Consider the following 16,878-nt stretch of genomic DNA (forward strand, 5'->3'; position numbering starts at 1 on the left):
GTCGAAATATAAGCAAGCACCTACGCCCCGAACACAAGCGCAGGTGGGTCGAATTGCATTTGGGAAGTTGCCTACTTCACGAAGAAACAGCGCCTACAGAAACAACCCTAATAACCGGTCATTTCCAGGTAACCCACCCCACCGTCGAACCGCACGGGTCCTTCCCAGTACGGAATGCTCAGGTTCATCCAGGCGTTGGGGTTGACGGCCTCAGGGGTGATGTCGAGGTGCTTGCCGGGAATTTTCAGGGACCAGCGCGTAGGCAGCTTGCGCCCGTCGAGCGTCGTGGTGTCCAACGGGGTCAGTTGGATATCGGCGTTGTGCAGGGTTTGCGTGTGGCCTTCGTGGTCGATCCAGGTGCCGGTCAGGTAGGACCCACCATCGGTTTGCCGCACCCGAAACAGCATCAACTGCTCGCCACGGTCCAGGTGCAGGGAGAACCAGTCCCAGCCGGTCTGGCTCGCGCTCAGGGGTTGACTGCTCCATTCGCGATCCAGCCATGCCGGGCCCGTGACTTCATACACCTGGCCGTCGATGCTCACGCTGCCGCTGGCACTGAAAAACGGCTGGCTGTAGTAGTACGAGGCCTGGCCCTGGTCGGATTTGCGGCTGTAGCCGTTATCACCCTGCAGCACCAGCGGGCGGCTGGAAGTCAGGTGCAGGTCATAGGCAAAGTGCGCGCCGCTCGCCTTGAGTTGCATATCGGCCAAGGGGCTCAAGGCACCGGGGCGGCTGGCGAAGTTCCAGTCGTCGATCCAGGCGTTGAACGGCACGGCCTGGGCGCCAGCCTGGCCGACGCCGCCGCGCGCGTAGCGTTCGGCGGCGTAATGGCGGGTGGCTGAGGTGACGGCGGCGTGGCCGAGCCAGACTGTCGCGTCCTGCCAGCCGGTTTGCGTCGGCCCGGCCTTGAGGGCGTTGCGAAACAGCGTCCATTGCACGCCAAACACGTTGCCCTGCGCATCCTTGAGGTTGGCGGTGACGTACCACCATTCAATGCGAAAGCCAGCATGCGGCCCATGGTCCTCGGGAAAACTGAAGACCTTGCCCGGCACTACCTGGCTGAAGTCCGCCGCATCGCTGCCCAGGCCGGCGAAACTTTCCGGTGGTGCGGGCGCCTGGTCGCACGCGCTCACCAGTAACAGCGCCAGCCACAGCAAGGATTTAATCTTCATGCGCAAACATCCTCAACAGGTCCGCCGGACGGCTGCGGTACAACTGCCACAACGGCCAGGCCGAGGCCAGCAACGTGGCGAGCAATGCCAGCCCGAGCAATTGCGCCAGCTGCCAAGGAAACACCTGCAGGGGCAGGCGCCAGCCAAACGCTTGCACGTTGATTACCGCATCCAGGCACCACGCCAGCAGCAAGCCCAGGGGCAATGCCAGGATCAGCGTGAGCACCGCCAGCAGCCAGGTCTGGCCCAGGTTCAGCAGCATCAATTGGCGGCGCGTCACGCCCAGCGCCCATAGCGGTGCGAGTTGGCCCAGGCGGCTTTGACTCTGGGTCAGCAGGCTGATGAACAGTGCCACCCCGGCCACGCCGAGGGTGAGGCTGTTCAGCGCCGCGGTGGCGGCAAAGGTGCGCTCGAACACCTGGCTCGACCAGCCCTTGAGCTGCTGTTGATCGACGATGCGGCTGTCTTCCAGGGCAAAGGCCCGTTGCACCGCCTGGACCAGCGGCGGCACATCCGCCGGCAACACCCGCAGGTTGAACCGCGCCGGTGACAGCGTCGGCCAGTGAGCCAGCAGGTGTGCGGCATTGACCAGCATGTGGCCCTTGGGGTTGCCATAATCGGCGTAGATCCCCACCAGCGTCGGTGACCACACGCCCTGCGGCGTGGGAATGCTCAGCGTGTCGCCCAGCTTGATCGCCAGCCGCCGCGCCAATTGCTCGCTGAGCATCAACGTGTCGTGGTGCTGCAACTGATCCCACGGCTCACTCACCGCCTCCAGCAATGGCCAGTGCTGGCGATAGGTCGGGTCATCGACCACGCCAAACAGATCCGCCGGCCAGCCCTGCAATTGCACGGCGACCTGCCAGGTCGGCAGCACGGTCTGCACGAGCGGTTGTTGCTTCAACCAAGTGTTGAGTTGTTCGGCCTGGGCCGGGGTCTGGGGATTGAGGTACAGCTCGGCGGTGAGGCGCTGCTCCAGCCAGTTATTGAAGGTGTGACGAAAACCCGAGGTCATCGAGCCCGCGCCGATATTCGCTGCCAGCGCCAACAGCAGGGCCATCAGCGCCAGGCTCAAGGCCGGCAATTGCTGGCGACAGTCGGCGAGAAACCATTGGCCGAGCACCGAGCGGCTACGTCCCAGTACCGCTTTGAGCAAGGCATTGAGCAGTACCGGCAAACCCAAGGCGGCGCCGAGCAGCAGCGCGGCCATCAGCACAAAGCCGGCCGCCAGGCTATCGCCCAGCCACAGCGCCAGCACCGCGATCAGCAAGGCCGTGCCTGCGACCCAACCCTGGCGTCGCAACCAGCGCCCGTGGGCCTCGTGCCAGGCCTGGGCATTGGCCAGCGCCAGCAACGGCAGGCGCGCCGCCCGCCACAGGCTGCTGGCACCGGCGAGCAAGGCACCGAGCAGGCTCAAGCCGAGTCCCGCCAGCCACCACCCTGGGCTCAGGCTCAACTGCCCTGGCACCTCGGCGCCATACAGGCCGCGCAGGCTGGCCGCCACGTCCGGCAGCAGCAAGCTCGCGAGCAGGTAGCCACTTGCGACGCCGAGCACACCGCCAAGCAACGACAAGGCACCCAGCTCGACCCCCAGGCCGAGGATCAACATGCGTGCGCTCACCCCACAGGCACGCAGGGTGCGCAGCAGCCCGCGCCGTTGCTCAAGGGCCAGGCCGATGGCCGCGTGCACGATAAACAGCCCGACCACGAAGGACAGGAAGCCCAGCGCGTCGAGGTTCAGGTGAAAGCTCTCGGTGAGGCGCGCGAGGTTGTTGTCCTCGCCCTGCTTGAGTTGCAGTTCGACAGGTGGCGTGGGATGGCCGGCGGCAAACGCCTTGTCTACCAGCAGTCGTGACAGTCGGTCGGGCATCGCCAGGAGCGGCTGGGCGAAGCCGATATCAGTAAGCAACAACCCCGGCGCCATGTCCGGCTGGACTTGCAACGGTGGCAGGCGCTGCCCGTTCAGCGTAAGCGGCTGCTCACCGGCGCGCAGCCCCAGGGCCTGCAAGGTCTGCGGCGCGATCCAGGTACGCCCCGGCGGATCGAAGAACGCCAGCATTTGCGCCTGGTTCAGACGCTGCCCCGCCACTGCGCCACTGCCGGGCAGCGACACCGGGTCGATGCCCATCAGTTGCAGGCGCATGTCCTCGTGGCCCTGGAGCTGCACCCGTCCCTGTACCACCGGCGACACCGGCCACCCGGCGCGGCGCAATTGGGCAAACAGCGCCTGCGGGAAACTCGCGCCGTCCGGCGTACTGAGGCTGGCCTGGGGCTCACCGCCGATCAATTGGCTGGCGCGCGCATAACTGTCGCGCGCCTGGCTGTTGAGAGCCTGCACGCCGGTCAACAGAGCGGTGGCCAGCCACAAGCCGGTGAGCACGCTGAAGAACTGCACCGGATGGCGCCGCCAATGGCTGAGCAAGGCGCGCACCGTCCAATAAAACACACTCACGTCGGCACCACCTGTCCGCGATGCAACACCACCTGGCGGTCCAGTCGCGCAGCGATCCGCGGGCTGTGGGTGACCATCAACAGGCTGGTGGGGCTGTCACGCAGCAGGTCCAGCAACAGTTGCAGGACTTCGTCGCTGGTGGCTTCGTCGAGGTTGCCGGTGGGCTCGTCGGCCAACAGCAACCCCGGGCGCGAAGCCAGTGCGCGCCCCACCGCCACCCGTTGCTGTTGGCCACCCGAGAGTTGTTCCGGATAACGCTTGAGCAAGTCACCCAGGCCCAGGCGCTCCACCAGTTGCGCCTGCCACCGGGCATCGAAGCGCCCCGCCAGGCGCGCCTGGAATGCCAGGTTGTCGTCGACGCGCAAACTGCCGATCAGGTTGAACTGCTGGAACACCAGGCCGATTTCAGTGCGTCGCCAATGCGCCAGTTGCGCTTCGCCGAGTTGGTCGAGCCGCTGCTCGCCCACCTGGATGCTGCCGCCGTCCACCCGATCGAGCCCGGCCACCAGGTGCAGCAGCGTGCTCTTGCCGCTGCCGGATTCGCCCATCAACGCCAGGCTGCTGCGCGCGGCCAGGTGCAGGTCGACACCGGCCAACACCGCCAACGGGCCTTGGGGCGTGGCATAGCTTTTGAAAACACCTTGCACCTGCAGCATGGGAACACTCGTGTGAGGGGTGGCCATCGAGAATAACGGCTGGTGATGGCGGCCACGCAAATTTTTCACATGGATTTCACCGGTTGCCCACCCACCGCACTTTAAATTACCGGCCAAGCGTCAGGTATCGGCAACTTGTTAGTTGCCACGCCTGACAACTTTTACCCGCCACGTGTTCAGCGAAAAGACAGCCGTCCTGTGCCAGCCTCAAGTCATACTGCAGGCATTCGCCAACACGTTGCGTCAGCTAACTAATACAACACTGCCAACAGTGCCCAAGGTGAATGAAGTGGTTGACCTGACCCTGACCAAACCACGCTCGCGCAGGGCCGTCATCAAGCGGCTGCAACCGCTGTGGCTGGGGATTGTAGTGATCAGCCTGTTGCTCACCGCCAGCCTGCTGTGGCCGGCGTCACCGCGTGACCTGGGGGTGGGCAACCGCCTGCTGACTTCCCAGGTACTGCCGCTGTGGCGCGACGGCGACCTGATCGTGCTGGTGCGTCATGAAGAGCGCTGCGACCGCTCGTCGAATGCTTGCCTGGGGCCGGTGGAAGGCCTGACGATCAAAGGCAGCCAACAAGCCGAAAACCTCGGCAAGGCCTTCAAGGCACTGGGCATGGACGGCAGCGATGTGCTCGCCAGCCCGGCCATTCGGACCGCCCAGACCCTGCGGTTCATGTTCGGTAAAAACGAGCTGACCTCCGGCCAGCAAGCCGTCTGCGGTGCGGCCATGGGCGAAGAGTTGCTCAGCCACAAGACCCCGGGACGCAACCTGGTGTTCGTCACCCACAGCGGCTGCATCGCCGACTTCGAAACCACCCTGGGTTTCCCCCACGCCACCTTCCCCGAGTACGGCAGCGCGCTGTTCGTGCAAGTCTTGCCCAACGGCAAATTCAAGACCCTGGGCCTGGTCAATAATCAGGACTGGCCGGCCGCGTTAAAACAACTGTAAGTACTTTCCTGCCCGCCGCCACCCTCTATGTTCAGCAAAAAGACAGCCATGTTCTGGCATGTTTAGTTGCGCCTTTTAATTAAGGACGTCATGAATATCTTCTGTCACTCAGTGAACGTTTTGATGTTTTCCGCTATTACTTTCTTACTGCAAATGTTTGCCAGTACACGTCAAGGAGCGACGTTGTGACGATCCGATTCAAACCCCTGCCGTTGTTGTTATTGGCCTTCGCCGCCTTTTACCTGTTGCCGCTGGGCCTGCACGGCCTGTGGACCCCGGACGAAACCCGCTACGCCCAGGTCAGCCAGGAAATGCTGCTGAGCGGCAACTGGGTCGCGCCGCATTACATGGGCATTCGCTATTTCGAAAAACCCGCCGGCGGCTATTGGCTGATCGCCCTGGGCCAGGCCGTGTTTGGCCAGAACCTGTTCGGTGTGCGCATCGCCTCGGCCCTGACCACCGGCTTGAGTGTGCTGCTGGCTTATGTGATCGCCCGCCGCCTGTGGAACACCCCGCGCAAGTCTTTCGCCTGCGCCCTGCTGTACCTGAGCTTTGGCCTGGTGGCCGGGCAAGCCGGGTATTCCAACCTCGATCCGCAATTCACCCTGTGGGTCAACCTCAGCCTGGTTGCCCTGTGGTTTGCCCTCGACAGCACCAGCACCCGTGGACGCCTGCTAGCCTGGGCCGTGGTGGGCCTGGCCTGCGCGATGGGCTTCATGACCAAGGGGTTCCTCGCGTGGGCGTTGCCGGTACTGATTGCCGTGCCCTACATGCTCTGGCAACGGCGCCTGGGCGAATTGCTGCGCTATGGCCCGTTGGCCGTGGGCGTGGCGGTCCTGGTGTGCTTGCCTTGGGTGGTGGCGATCCATCTGCAGGAACCGGACTTCTGGCGCTTCTTTTTCTGGAATGAACACATTCGCCGCTTCAGCGCCGACGATGCGCAGCACGTGCGCCCATGGTGGTTTTTCCTGCCGATCATCGCCGTGTCCTGCCTGCCCTGGGCCGGCCTGCTGCCCTCGACCCTGCGCACCACCTGGCGCGAAAAACGCCAGCCGGCGATCGCCTTCCTGGCCCTGTGGCTGCTGTTGCCACTGGGGTTCTTCAGCCTGAGCAACGGCAAGCTGCCGACCTATATCATGCCGTGCCTGCTGCCCCTGGCGCTGTTGATGGGGCACACGCTGGTCGACCTGCTCGACAACGGCCGCGCACGTACGATCAGCCTCAATGGCCTGCTCAACTTCGCAATCGGCATGGCCGCGATGATCGGCCTGATTTACCTGCAAATCGCCCGACCGCTGTATGGCCACAGCCATGCCGAAATGTTCGGCCTGTCCCTGGCCTTTATCGTGCTGCTGGTGTGGATCCTCAGCAACCTGCTGCAAGCCTTCCGCCCGTTGACGCTGTGGGCGATGCCGACCCTGGGCATTGGCTTGCTGGTGATCCTGTTGCCGGCGAGCATGCCGGCACAGATCGCCGATAACGAAATGCCCGACCAGTTCGTGCTGGAGCATATGAACGAACTGCAGCAAACCCAGGCGTTGCTGGCCAACTCCCTGGAAAACGCCAGCGCCCTGGCCTGGCGCCTCAAGCGCACGCAAGTGTCGCTGTACGACACCGAAGGTGAACTGCGCTACGGCTTGCAGTACGCGGGCTCGATGCACCGCAAGGTGGAACTGGAACAGGTCCAGGCCTGGATCAGCGAGGCCCGCCAGCACGGTTCGGTCGGTGTGCTGATGCGCGTCAACAGCACCAGTGAAATGCGCGAAGCCGGGCAACTGCCGCCAGGCGGCAAGCGTTATCACAAAGGCTATCTGGAATTGATCGTGTATCCGCCGTTGCAGTGAGGTCAGCGCGGTTTGGACGTTGCAGGGCTGACCTCTTCGGTCGGCGCGACGCCGCTGCCCAGCACCTGCTCCTGCACCGCCCGCCCCTCCGCCCGGTTGCGGATAAACCCGGCGCGGGTAAAGCGTTCCAGGAATGGCACCGGCAAGGCTTTGTCCGCTGTCATGGGCGGATGTTCGGCCGTGTCGCCAAACAGGGTGTAAGCCGCGCTCGGCAGATGCCGGGTATTGAGGTCGCCGGTGAGGCGCCCTTGCTGCAGCACAATCGCGCGGTTGGTCACCCGTTGCAGGTCGGACAAGCGTTGCGAGATGCACAGGATCGCCACGCCACGCGCGCGCTGGCTGTCGATCAGCCCGAGCAGGCGTTCGGCGTCGACGGCCGAGAGGGCAGCGGTGGGTTCGTCGAGAATCAGCAGCTTGGGGTGCAGGGCAAACGCGCGCGCCAGCACCAGCAGTTGGCGGTCTGCCTGACCCAGGCGCTCTACCGGGAGTTGCAACGGCAGCTCCAGGCCCAGCCCGGCGGCGATGGCTTCGGCACGTTGCAACAGGCTTTTGCGGTTGAGCAGGAAGTCGGCGTCAGGCTGGCCCAGTTCGTCGAGCAACAGGTTTTCGGCCACGCTCAGCCCCGGCGCGATGGCATCATCGGGACATTGGTGTACCGCCACAATACCAACGCGGCGCGCCGATAGCGGCGAGGTGAAACGTTGGCGCTGCCCCTCGACCCACACTTCGCCAGTGTCCGGCGCGAGGCTGCCGCTGAGGATTTTCACCAGGGTCGACTTGCCCGCGCCGCTGGCCCCCAAAACCGCCACCCCTTCCCCCGGATAAATATCCAGATTGACCTGATCCAGCGCCCGCTGGGCACAGAAGGACTTGCTCAGGTCCAGCAGGCGGACCAGGGGCACGGGGGCAACGAGGTTGCTCATGGCGAATCTCTAAGGCGAAACGATGGCTCATTGCAACGCACGAGGGCGCTGATTTATTCCGCACAACAATGAGTTAGGCCTCGGATTAAATGCATTACCTTATGAACAATCCAATAGCTGAATCGCATAGCAAAAAGATTTTGAGTTATAAGCCCCTTGCCAGCAGTTTGTTGAATGCTTTCAGCACCAAGGCAGGCTTCTCCAGCATCAATTGATGACCACAGGCCTCCAGCAGCTGGAAGTCAGCATTCGGCAACTGCTCAGCCAGCGCCTGGCCACCGCTGGCCGGGGTCAGGCCATCGCTGTCACCGGCCAGCACACTGACCGGCAATGTCAGGCTGGGGATCTGTTGCGCATCTGGCCATTGGGCCTTACTGGTCAGGGCCTTGAACATGTGCAGGCGGTTGCGCTCGGTGAGTTTCTCTTCGTAAGCCACCAGCGCCGGGTCGACCGAGGCATGCCAGGCATGCTTGCGAAAGCCCTTGGCCAAGACCGGGCGCAGCCATTCCAGGAGCCACGCCGGCAAGGCCATCAACCCGCCGTTGACCACAGGGCGGTGAAGGCGCGCGCCCAACAGCAATGCTGCGTCGATGTGCGCGGTGGGCTTGGCCAGCAACGCGCTGAGGCTCAGGCCGGTGCCGAAGGAGTGCGCGACAAGCAGGTTACGCGTGCCGGCGTAGCGCTGCAGGATCGCCAGGTAGTCGGCCACCAGCTCGGACCAGGCGTAGGCCTGGGCATTGCGTGGCCGACCACTGTCGCCATGGCCCAGCAGGTCCCAGGCCACCAGGCTGTAGCCTTCGGCCTTGAGCGCCGGCCATTGCAGGCGCCATTGGTCCTTGTTGCCGCCGGCGCCATGGCAGAAAAACACCACGGTGTCGGCCTGGGTGGTGCCCACGTGGTGGGCAATGCTCAAGGTGCGATTGGGGCGGATTTCCAGCAACTCGCCGCGCACCACGGGTAGATTGGCAAAAGAGAACGTCATACACAGCCTTGGGTAGGCGCCGGTGTGCCGGCGATGAAAGATTCGGACGTGGCAGCGCTCGACAGGGCGCTATCGCCGGCAAGCCGACCGCCACAGTGCAACAAGGTCCGGGTATAGGGATGGCGCGCATCGGCAAACAGCGTCGCCGTGTCGCCCTGCTCGACCACCCGGCCGTTCTGCATCACCGCAATGCGGTCGCACAGACGCGCCGCGACACGCAGGTCATGGGTGATAAAAATGATGCTTAATTTCAGCCGCCGTTGCAGCGACTCCAGCAGTTCCAGGATCTGCACCTGGATCAACGCATCCAGGGCCGAAACGCACTCATCGGCGATCAGCACCTTGGGCTCCACCGCCAAGGCGCGGGCGATGCCGATACGCTGGCGCTGGCCACCGGAGAACTCATGGGGATAGCGTTCGAACGCCGTGGCGGGCAGGCCCACCAGTTCCAGCAAGGCCCGCGCCCGCTGTTCGGCGTCGGCGCGGGTGCGCCCCTGCGCCAACGGTCCGGTCATGATGATGCGCCCGACGGTCTGGCGTGGGTTGAGCGAGGCAAACGGGTCCTGGAAGATCATCTGCACTTCGCTGCGCAACGGGCGCAGGCGGGCTTCGGACAACCCTGCAACGTCCTGGCCCAGCCATTCGATCTGGCCGCTGTCGGCGCGCAGCAAGCGCACCAGGCAGCGGCCCAGGGTGGATTTGCCCGAGCCCGACTCACCGACAATGCCGAGGGTCTCGCCTTCACGGACCTGCAACCCCACGGCGTCCAGCGCCCGCGTGGTGTGCTTGCTCCACCATCCCGTGCGGCGACTGAACACCTTGCCCAGTCGCTCGGCCTTGAGCACCACCGCACCGTCCACCGTGGTGCGCGGTGCCAAGGGTTGGGCCGACACTGCCGCAAGCAATTGCCGCGTGTAGGCGGCCTGCGGCTCGCGCAATACCTGCCGGGCGCTACCCTGCTCTACCACTTGGCCCTTTTCCAGCACCAGCACGCGGTCGGCAATCGCCTCGACCACGGCAAAATCATGCGTGATAAACAGCAGCGCCATGCCCTTGTCCTGCTGGATGCGGCGCAACAGCTCGAGGATCTGCGCCTGGGTGGTCACGTCCAGGGCCGAGGTCGGTTCATCGGCAATCAACAGCGCCGGATCGAACGCCAGGGCCATGGCGATCACCACGCGCTGGCGCTGGCCGCCGGAAAGCTCGAACGGATAAGCCAGGCGCAGGCGTTCAGGGTCCGGCAAGCCGACATAGCCGAGCAACTCCACCACCCGAGCGCGCCGTTCACTGGCGGATTTCACCCCGTGGGCGCGCAGGGTTTCATCGATCTGCTCGCCCACCCGCAACAGCGGGTTCAGCGCGCTCATCGGCTCCTGAAAGACCATGCTGATGTGGCGCCCGCGCAGTTCGCGCATGGCCGCTTCGCTGCGCGCCGCCAGGTCTTCGCCGCGAAACAGGAGTCGCCCGCTTTGCACGCTCAACGGGCGTGGCAACTGGCGCAACAGCGCCTTGGCCAACATCGACTTGCCCGACCCGGACTCGCCCACCACACACAGGCATTCGCCGCTGCGCACCTGCAGCGACAGGTCATACAGCGCATGGCTGCGGTCGGCTCCCGGCGGCAAGGCGATGCGCAGGTGCTCGACACTCAATAACGTCATAGCGACCTCTCTGGTTCAAATGCCACGCGCAGGCCTTCGCCGACCTGATTTACCGCCAGCACGCACAATGCAATTGCCAGCCCCGGCAGGAAGCTCATCCACCACGCATCGCGCAGCAGGCCACGGGAGGCGTTGATCATGTAGCCCCAGCTCATCGCCTCGGGGTCGCTGAGGCCGAGGAATGCCAGGGAGGATTCGGTGAGGATCGCCGTGGCCATCACAAAGGTCATGACCACCAGCAACGGCGCCAGCGCATTCGGCAGGATCTGTTGGCTGATGATCCCCCACGGCGACTGGCCCAACACCCGCGCCGCCTGCACGAATTCGCGCTGGCGCAGGGTGAGGAATTCACTGCGCACCAACCGCGCGACGGCCGGCCACGCCACCAGTGCAATCGCCAGCACGATGGTGCCCAGGGACGGTTCCAGCACCGCCACCAGGATCACCGCCAGCACCAGTTGCGGGATGATCTGGAAGAATTCGGCGATGCGCATCAGCACGCCGTCGACCCAACCGCCGAAGTAGCCGGCGATGGCGCCCACGAGCAGGCCCATCAGCAAAGTCGCCAGGCTGGTCAGCACGCCCACGGCCAGTGACACTCGCGCGCCATACAGCAAGCCGATGCCGAGGTCGCGGCCAAGCAGGTCGCTGCCCAGCCAATGGGCCGGATCATGGAACGGCGCCAGCATCGGCTGGCTGTTCATTTCCCATGGCGAGCTGCTGGTCAGCCACGGTGCAGCAATCGCCAAGGCGGCGAGCACCAGCAAAAACACCGCGCCGAGCAGCGCCGAGGGTTGGCGCACAAAGCGCTTCAACAACCGCATCAGCCCTGCCCTCCAGCGCCAATACGCGGGTCGAGCACGCGGCAGAGCACGTCCGTCAACACGTTAAAACCGACCACCAGCATCGAGATCACCAGGAAGCCGCCCATCAACACGCCATAGTCGCGCTGGGCCAGCGAGTCATACATCAAGCGCCCGATGCCGGGCCAGGAATAGACCACCTCCACCAGCAAGGCGACGCTGGCCAGCTGGCCGAGTTGCAAGCCGGCAAAGGTCACCACCGGCAACAACGCGTTGCGAAGCACATGCACCCAGAGAATCCGCCGTGGGTGCAAGCCCTTGGCGTGCGCGGTGCGCACGTACTCCTGGGCAAGGGCATCGAGCACGGCGGCCCGGGTCAGGTGGATGTACAACGCGAGGAACATCACGCTCAGCGACAGGCACGGCAACAGCAAGTGCTGCAGGCGATCAAGCAGAGAAAAGTCGCGGCCCACGGTCTCCATGCCAAACGCCGGCAACCAGTCCAGGCTCACCGAGAACAGCAGGATCAGCAGCATCGCCAGCCAGAACGGCGGCATCGCATACAGCAGCAAGGCGCCGTGGGAGATCAGGCCATCGAGCCAATGGCGCTTCTGCCGCGCGCGCGCCGCCAGCACGCCAAGGGTCACCCCCAGCACCGACGACAGCACGAACGCCGAGCCCATCAACGCCAGGGTCGCCGGCAAGCGCTCGGCGATCAGCGACCACACCGGGGTCTGGTTGCGGTAGGAGTAACCGAGGTCGAGGTGCGCGATATTGCCCAGGTAAATCAGCAGTTGCTGGAGCAGCGGTTTGTCCAAACCCATGGTCTGGCGCAATTGCTCGATGAACTGCACATCATCCACCCCGGCCTCGCCGGCCAGCAGCAGCGCCGGGTCACCCGGCGCGAGGTGAATCAACAAAAAGCTCAACACCAGCACGGCCACCACCATCAGCAGCGCCTTGCCCAGGCGCCCACCGATATACAGCACGCCATTCATGGTGCCGGCGCCTCGAGGTACACGCTTTCGTAGTCCTCGTTAAGGCTGGTGGCGGTCTGCAGCAGGTTTTTCACCTGGGTGTGGAACAGCGTCGGGTAGCGCATTTCGAAGATCGGCGCGATGGGCAGGTCGGTGTTCAGTACGTTCTCCAATTGGCTGAAGAGCTGCTTGCGCTCGGGGCCTTCCGGGGTATCCGCGATTTTGCTCCACAGCGCATCCGCCTCGGGGCTGTTGTAGCCGCTGACGTTGGCGAACGGCGAGGTCTTGAGGATGTAGTCGGAGCGGAACAGATAGGCGCTGGTCAGGTACGGGTCGCCGATCTGGAAGATAAAGTTGTAGGTCAGGTCAAAGTCCCAATCACTCACGCGCTGGAACCAGGTCGCCGCATCGGACGTCACCACCTGCACCTTGAAGCCCAACGGCTGCAGGGCCTGCTTGGTGTATTCGGCCAGGCGCTCCCAGGCACCGCCCTTCTCGCCATTGAGCAGGCGGATGCGCACCGCGCCGACGTCCACGCCGGATTCGGCAATCAGCGCCTTGGCCTTTTTCACGTCATAGGTGTACTGCGGCAACTGCGGGTCGTGGTACGGCGTGGTCGAGACAAACTCACCCTGGGCGACCTTGCCCGAACCGAAAAAGATGTTGTCGACGATGAACTGGCGATTCAGCGCGTACAGGATCGCCTGGCGCACCTTGGGGTTGTTCAGCGGTGGCTTGCGTGTGTTGATCTGCAGGAAGGCCAGGCCGGCATACAGCTCCCAGCCTTTCTCCGAGGACTGCACATTCGGCAAGGCGCTGAGCCGCTTGAGGTCGGCGTAATCCGCATCACCGCTGCGCAGCACTTGCACGTCATTGCGCTCGAACGCGGCGGCGCGCGAAGAGCCATCGGGGATCACGTGAAAGATGATGCTGTCGAGGTGCGGCAGGCCTTTTTTCCAGTAATTGGGGTTCTTGGCCAGCTTGATGTAGGCGCCGCGTTTCCACTCCACGAATACAAACGGCCCGGTGCCCACCGGCTTGAGGTTGTAGGGGTTGTTGCGAAAATCGGTGTGCTCATAGAGGTGCTTGGGCACCACCGGGCGCAGGCCGCTGCCCAGGGCCGAGAGCAATGGCGCGAAGGGTTTCTTCAGGTGGAAGACCACTTGCAGCGGGCCCTTGGCGGTGATGCTGTCGACGTACTCGGTGATGATCCCGCCGAGGCGCTTGTCGACCTCGGGGTAGAAGGTCTGGAAGCTGAACACCACGTCATCGGCGGTCAACGCCGGGCCGTCGTGCCAATGCACGCCGTCCTGCAGGTCGAAGGTGTAGGTGAGGCCGTCGGGGGAAATCGTCCAGGCCTTGGCCAGTACCGGCTTGGGGTTGAGGTCGGTGTCGAAGGTCAACAAGCCCTGCAGCACCTTGCCGCTCACGTATTGGGTGGACACGTGGCTGACCACGCCGTGCATCAGCGATGGCGGCTCCGGCTGGGCCACCAGGTTCAGCACCCCGCCGTCCTGGGGTTGCGCCAGTGCCTGGCCGGCCAGCAACGCGGTGCACAGTGCCACGGAGGTGAGGGCACGGCGGAAAGAAAATGGGCGCATGAAGGCTCCTCGACTGGAAAGACAGGCGAGGGATTTTGCAAGGGCTGTGCCATGGGGGTATTGGCGGGGGATTGCTGAGCCAGGGGCCCGGCAAGGTGATGAAAAAACCACAGCGGCCTGCGTGAGTGTGCAAAAAGCAACAGCCCCTGCAGGAGCCAGCTTGCCGGCGATGGCGGTGTCTCAGCCAACGAATCCATCGCCGACCCACCGCTCTCACAGGCGCCAGCGCCCACATGAGTGCCACGGCGTCATCTGGCACAAGGTTTGCCCCTCCAACCCCATCTGAAACCAAGAGCCTCTTCACCATGCCACTGGATTACCTGGGCAACCCCATCGACACCACCGACCCCGTCACCCGCCAAGGGTTGGACGATTTCATCGGCGGCTTCCTCGGCTACCAGCCCCGCGCCGAAGGCATCCTTGCCGCCGCCGATGCCAACCCGGACTCGGCGCTGGCCAATGCGTTTGCCGGCTTGCTGCTGATGTTCATCGAGTCCCCGCAAGGCCCGGCGCTGGCGGAAAAATACCGCCAGCGCGGCGCAGCCGTGAACACCGACCACCCGCGCGCCCAGTTGTACCTTGACGTGCTGCACGCCTGGATCAAGGACGACCTCGATCAGGTCCTGCAGTTGAGCGAAAACCTGCTCGACCGCTACCCTCGCGACCTGTTCGCCGCCAAGCTCAACCAGTACCTGGAGTTCAACCGCGGCAACTGGCCGGCGCTGTTGCGCATCGGGCTCAAGGCCCGTGCCGGCGCGCCCGACACTGCCCACAGCCACGGCCTGCTCGCCTTCGCCTACGAGCAATGCCACCTGCTCGAAGAGGCCGAAGCCAGCGCCCGCGAAGCCCTGCGCCTGCAACCGTCGGAGCCCTGGGCCCAACACGCCCTCGCCCACGTGCTGCTGACCCACGGGCGCATCGAGGAAGGCACCGCGTTCCTGGAAAGCGTCAAGCACCACTGGGACGGCCTGAACTCCTTTATGTACACCCACAACTGGTGGCACCTCGCGCTGTTTTACCTGGCCCGGGGCGAGGATCAACGCGTATTGGTGATTTACGACCAGCATGTGTGGGGCATCCTCCCGGAGTACTCCCAGGACCAGGTCGGCGCCGTGTCCCTGCTGGCGCGCCTGGAATTGGCCGGCATCGACGTGGGCCAGCGCTGGCAGGCCTTGGCGCCCTACCTGCAACGCCGTACCGCAGACACCGTGCAGCCGTTTTTGAGCGTGCAGTATCTGTATGGCCTGGCTCGCGCGGGTCAGCCGGAGGCAGACACCCTGCTGGCGGCGCTGCAGCACCACAGCCTTCACGCACGGCCGGTGTGGGGCGAAGTGACGCTGCCGTTGGCGCGTGGCCTGCTCGCCCATGCACGCGGCGATGCCCACGTCGCGCTTGAACAACTGGGCATTGCCCTGCCGCGCCTGAACGAAATTGGCGGCAGCCACGCCCAGCGCGACTTGTTCGCCCAGGTCGAGCTGGATGCGCGCTTGCAAGCCGGGGATTGGTCCAGCGCCCAGCAGGCATTGGAGTTGCGCCGCCGGTATGACGGCTGGGACGTGCCGACCAATCGCAGCCTGGTGCGGGTATATGAGGCGCTGGGATTGCCGGAGCAGGCAGCAAAAGCCCAGGAGCGGCTTGCACGCTTTACCTGATGTTCACAGATCCAAACAGTAGGCGCTGGCTTGCCTGCGATAGCGGTCGGTCAGCGGCATGTGGCCCAACTGACAGATTGCCATCGCCGGCAAGCCAGCCCTTACAGGAATCCGTGCTGCTCATTGGCTTCGCGCGGCAAACACCCCCCGGGCAATCGCCCGCGCCACACAATCGGCCGCCGCCGAACCAATACAGCCGATCTCCACCTGCCGCCGTGGTCCGTCGGTCAGCTCCACTGCCGCCGATGCCAGCGCAAAGACCGTGTCGCCATCGAACGGCAAATGCGCCGGGCGCACGGCGCGGGCGATGCCGTCCTGGGCCATGATCGCCACGCGCTTGCACTCGGCAACACTGAGCCGCGCAGTGCTGGCGACCACCACCAACGTGGTGTTCGCCCCGGCCTGCAGGCGGCCCATGGAATCCAGGCGCGACAGCTCGGGGATCGGGTCGCTGCAGTCCATCACGCCCTCGGGCCGCTGGCCGCCGAACTCACCGGCGACTTCCCAGGGCCAGGCCCAGAAAGTCTTGCCGTCGGGCATGTACACCGAGCCGATCGGGTTGGCGACCACCAGCGCCGCGACGATCAGCCCGTCGCCTAGGTCCAGCGAGGCCGTGCCCAGCCCGCCCTTCAACACCCCGGCCATGGCGCCACGGCCGGCGCCGACCGAGCCCAGCTCGAAGTCCTTGGCGGCATTTGCCAGCGCTTCAAAGCCCAGGCGCCGATAAGGCGGTTCCAGGCCCCAGGCTTTGTCGCCGCCATTGGCCAGGTCATGCAACACCGCAGCGGGCACGATGGGGATCGCCGGGGCGCCCGGTTTCAGATGCAGCCCGACCTGGTCCTGGGACAGCTTCGCGGCCACGGCATCCGCAGCGCCGAGGCCAAACACCGAGCCGCCGGCGAAGACCAGGGCATGCAGTTGGCCGACCATGTTTTCCGGCTCCAGGGCGGCCGTCTCGCGCCCACCGGGGCCGCCGCCGCGGATGTCGATACTGGCGGTCCAGAAACCATCGGGGCGGATCACCGTGACGCCGGTGTCGACGTGCAGGTCCGTGGCGTGGCCGACCGTGAGGCCTGGGATATCAGTGAGGGCGTTGCGCGGGCCGGGTCTAGGCATACAGAAAAAGCTTCCTTGGGTTTAGGTATGGCGTGGGGAGAGCAAGGGGTGTGCCAAGCATCGGCGCCCCGGCCTCGCGAGGCAAAA

At 64.7% G+C, this 16,878-nt stretch carries 13 protein-coding genes; 3 read left to right on the forward strand and 10 right to left on the reverse strand.

Annotated features, from left to right (window positions below; all coding sequences use genetic code 11):
* Window positions 1-107 precede the first annotated feature (107 nt).
* The 3 genes from JFU04_RS18875 to JFU04_RS18885 are packed head-to-tail and all read right to left on the reverse strand — an operon-like array spanning window position 108 to window position 4,280.
* On the reverse strand, window positions 108-1,172 hold the full coding sequence (locus JFU04_RS18875) for a lipocalin-like domain-containing protein (protein WP_201145328.1): 1,065 nt from the start codon (window positions 1,170-1,172) through the stop codon (window positions 108-110).
* Window positions 1,162-3,624, reverse strand: coding sequence for an FtsX-like permease family protein (locus JFU04_RS18880; protein WP_201145330.1), 2,463 nt, complete (start codon window positions 3,622-3,624; stop codon window positions 1,162-1,164). Before JFU04_RS18880 ends, JFU04_RS18875 begins: the two co-directional genes overlap by 11 nt.
* Complete coding sequence (locus JFU04_RS18885) at window positions 3,621-4,280, reverse strand: ABC transporter ATP-binding protein (protein ID WP_065904059.1); 660 nt, start codon at window positions 4,278-4,280, stop codon at window positions 3,621-3,623. The genes JFU04_RS18880 and JFU04_RS18885 overlap by 4 nt, the downstream gene beginning before the upstream one ends.
* Window positions 4,281-4,551: 271 nt before the next feature.
* Here JFU04_RS18885 and pmrG point away from each other — a divergent pair, with 271 nt between their 5' ends.
* Both pmrG and arnT read left to right on the forward strand, forming a co-directional pair.
* A complete protein-coding gene (gene pmrG / locus JFU04_RS18890; RefSeq protein WP_201145332.1) occupies window positions 4,552-5,232 on the forward strand; it encodes a lipopolysaccharide core heptose(II)-phosphate phosphatase PmrG in 681 nt (226 codons plus the stop codon).
* Between the two features lie 185 nt (window positions 5,233-5,417).
* Window positions 5,418-7,076 carry a lipid IV(A) 4-amino-4-deoxy-L-arabinosyltransferase gene (gene arnT, locus JFU04_RS18895; protein ID WP_106803301.1) on the forward strand — a complete coding sequence of 553 codons (1,659 nt, stop codon included), beginning with the start codon at window positions 5,418-5,420 and terminating at the stop codon, window positions 7,074-7,076.
* Window positions 7,077-7,078: 2 nt separating this feature from the next.
* On the opposite strand, the gene JFU04_RS18900 is transcribed toward arnT, so the two are convergent.
* The 6 genes from JFU04_RS18900 to JFU04_RS18925 all read right to left on the reverse strand — a co-directional run bounded on the left by JFU04_RS18900 (window position 7,079) and on the right by JFU04_RS18925 (window position 14,023).
* Window positions 7,079-7,999: an ATP-binding cassette domain-containing protein gene (locus JFU04_RS18900; RefSeq protein WP_201145333.1), complete on the reverse strand. Its 921-nt coding sequence runs from the start codon at window positions 7,997-7,999 to the stop codon at window positions 7,079-7,081.
* 145 nt (window positions 8,000-8,144) lie between these two features.
* The gene (locus JFU04_RS18905) at window positions 8,145-8,981 is read right to left on the reverse strand and encodes an alpha/beta fold hydrolase (protein ID WP_201145335.1); all 837 of its coding nucleotides are present in this window, start codon (window positions 8,979-8,981) and stop codon (window positions 8,145-8,147) included.
* A complete protein-coding gene (locus JFU04_RS18910) occupies window positions 8,978-10,642 on the reverse strand; it encodes an ABC transporter ATP-binding protein (protein ID WP_201145337.1) in 1,665 nt (554 codons plus the stop codon). The genes JFU04_RS18905 and JFU04_RS18910 overlap by 4 nt, the downstream gene beginning before the upstream one ends.
* Window positions 10,639-11,466: an ABC transporter permease gene (locus JFU04_RS18915; protein WP_201145339.1), complete on the reverse strand. Its 828-nt coding sequence runs from the start codon at window positions 11,464-11,466 to the stop codon at window positions 10,639-10,641. Before JFU04_RS18915 ends, JFU04_RS18910 begins: the two co-directional genes overlap by 4 nt.
* A complete protein-coding gene (locus JFU04_RS18920; RefSeq protein ID WP_120449090.1) occupies window positions 11,466-12,443 on the reverse strand; it encodes an ABC transporter permease in 978 nt (325 codons plus the stop codon). The genes JFU04_RS18915 and JFU04_RS18920 overlap by 1 nt, the downstream gene beginning before the upstream one ends.
* Window positions 12,440-14,023 (reverse strand): ABC transporter substrate-binding protein, encoded by a 1,584-nt coding sequence (locus tag JFU04_RS18925; RefSeq protein ID WP_065904090.1) that lies wholly within the window; start codon window positions 14,021-14,023, stop codon window positions 12,440-12,442. Before JFU04_RS18925 ends, JFU04_RS18920 begins: the two co-directional genes overlap by 4 nt.
* Before the next feature lie 305 nt (window positions 14,024-14,328).
* Here JFU04_RS18925 and JFU04_RS18930 point away from each other — a divergent pair, with 305 nt between their 5' ends.
* Window positions 14,329-15,675 (forward strand): tetratricopeptide repeat protein, encoded by a 1,347-nt coding sequence (locus tag JFU04_RS18930; protein WP_201145341.1) that lies wholly within the window; start codon window positions 14,329-14,331, stop codon window positions 15,673-15,675.
* Between the two features lie 120 nt (window positions 15,676-15,795).
* Here JFU04_RS18930 and JFU04_RS18935 read toward each other — a convergent pair whose 3' ends face one another.
* Window positions 15,796-16,791 carry a P1 family peptidase gene (locus JFU04_RS18935; protein WP_201145343.1) on the reverse strand — a complete coding sequence of 332 codons (996 nt, stop codon included), beginning with the start codon at window positions 16,789-16,791 and terminating at the stop codon, window positions 15,796-15,798.
* Window positions 16,792-16,878 lie beyond the last annotated feature (87 nt).

This window comes from Pseudomonas sp. TH21 (assembly GCF_016651025.1).
Taxonomy (GTDB): domain Bacteria; phylum Pseudomonadota; class Gammaproteobacteria; order Pseudomonadales; family Pseudomonadaceae; genus Aquipseudomonas; species Aquipseudomonas aylmerensis.

Excerpts from the sequence above, each read along its gene's own strand:
- JFU04_RS18885 (WP_065904059.1), bottom strand. The coding sequence starts at position 4,280 with ATGCTGCAGGTGCAAGGTGTTTTCAAAAGCTATGCCACGCCCCAAGGC.
- JFU04_RS18915 (WP_201145339.1), bottom strand. The coding sequence starts at position 11,466 with ATGCGGTTGTTGAAGCGCTTTGTGCGCCAACCCTCGGCGCTGCTCGGC.
- JFU04_RS18920 (WP_120449090.1), bottom strand. The coding sequence starts at position 12,443 with ATGAATGGCGTGCTGTATATCGGTGGGCGCCTGGGCAAGGCGCTGCTG.
- JFU04_RS18925 (WP_065904090.1), bottom strand. The coding sequence starts at position 14,023 with ATGCGCCCATTTTCTTTCCGCCGTGCCCTCACCTCCGTGGCACTGTGC.
- JFU04_RS18935 (WP_201145343.1), bottom strand. The coding sequence starts at position 16,791 with ATGCCTAGACCCGGCCCGCGCAACGCCCTCACTGATATCCCAGGCCTC.
- JFU04_RS18900 (WP_201145333.1), bottom strand. The coding sequence starts at position 7,999 with ATGAGCAACCTCGTTGCCCCCGTGCCCCTGGTCCGCCTGCTGGACCTG.
- JFU04_RS18905 (WP_201145335.1), bottom strand. The coding sequence starts at position 8,981 with ATGACGTTCTCTTTTGCCAATCTACCCGTGGTGCGCGGCGAGTTGCTG.
- JFU04_RS18875 (WP_201145328.1), bottom strand. The coding sequence starts at position 1,172 with ATGAAGATTAAATCCTTGCTGTGGCTGGCGCTGTTACTGGTGAGCGCG.
- JFU04_RS18910 (WP_201145337.1), bottom strand. The coding sequence starts at position 10,642 with ATGACGTTATTGAGTGTCGAGCACCTGCGCATCGCCTTGCCGCCGGGA.
- JFU04_RS18930 (WP_201145341.1), top strand. The coding sequence starts at position 14,329 with ATGCCACTGGATTACCTGGGCAACCCCATCGACACCACCGACCCCGTC.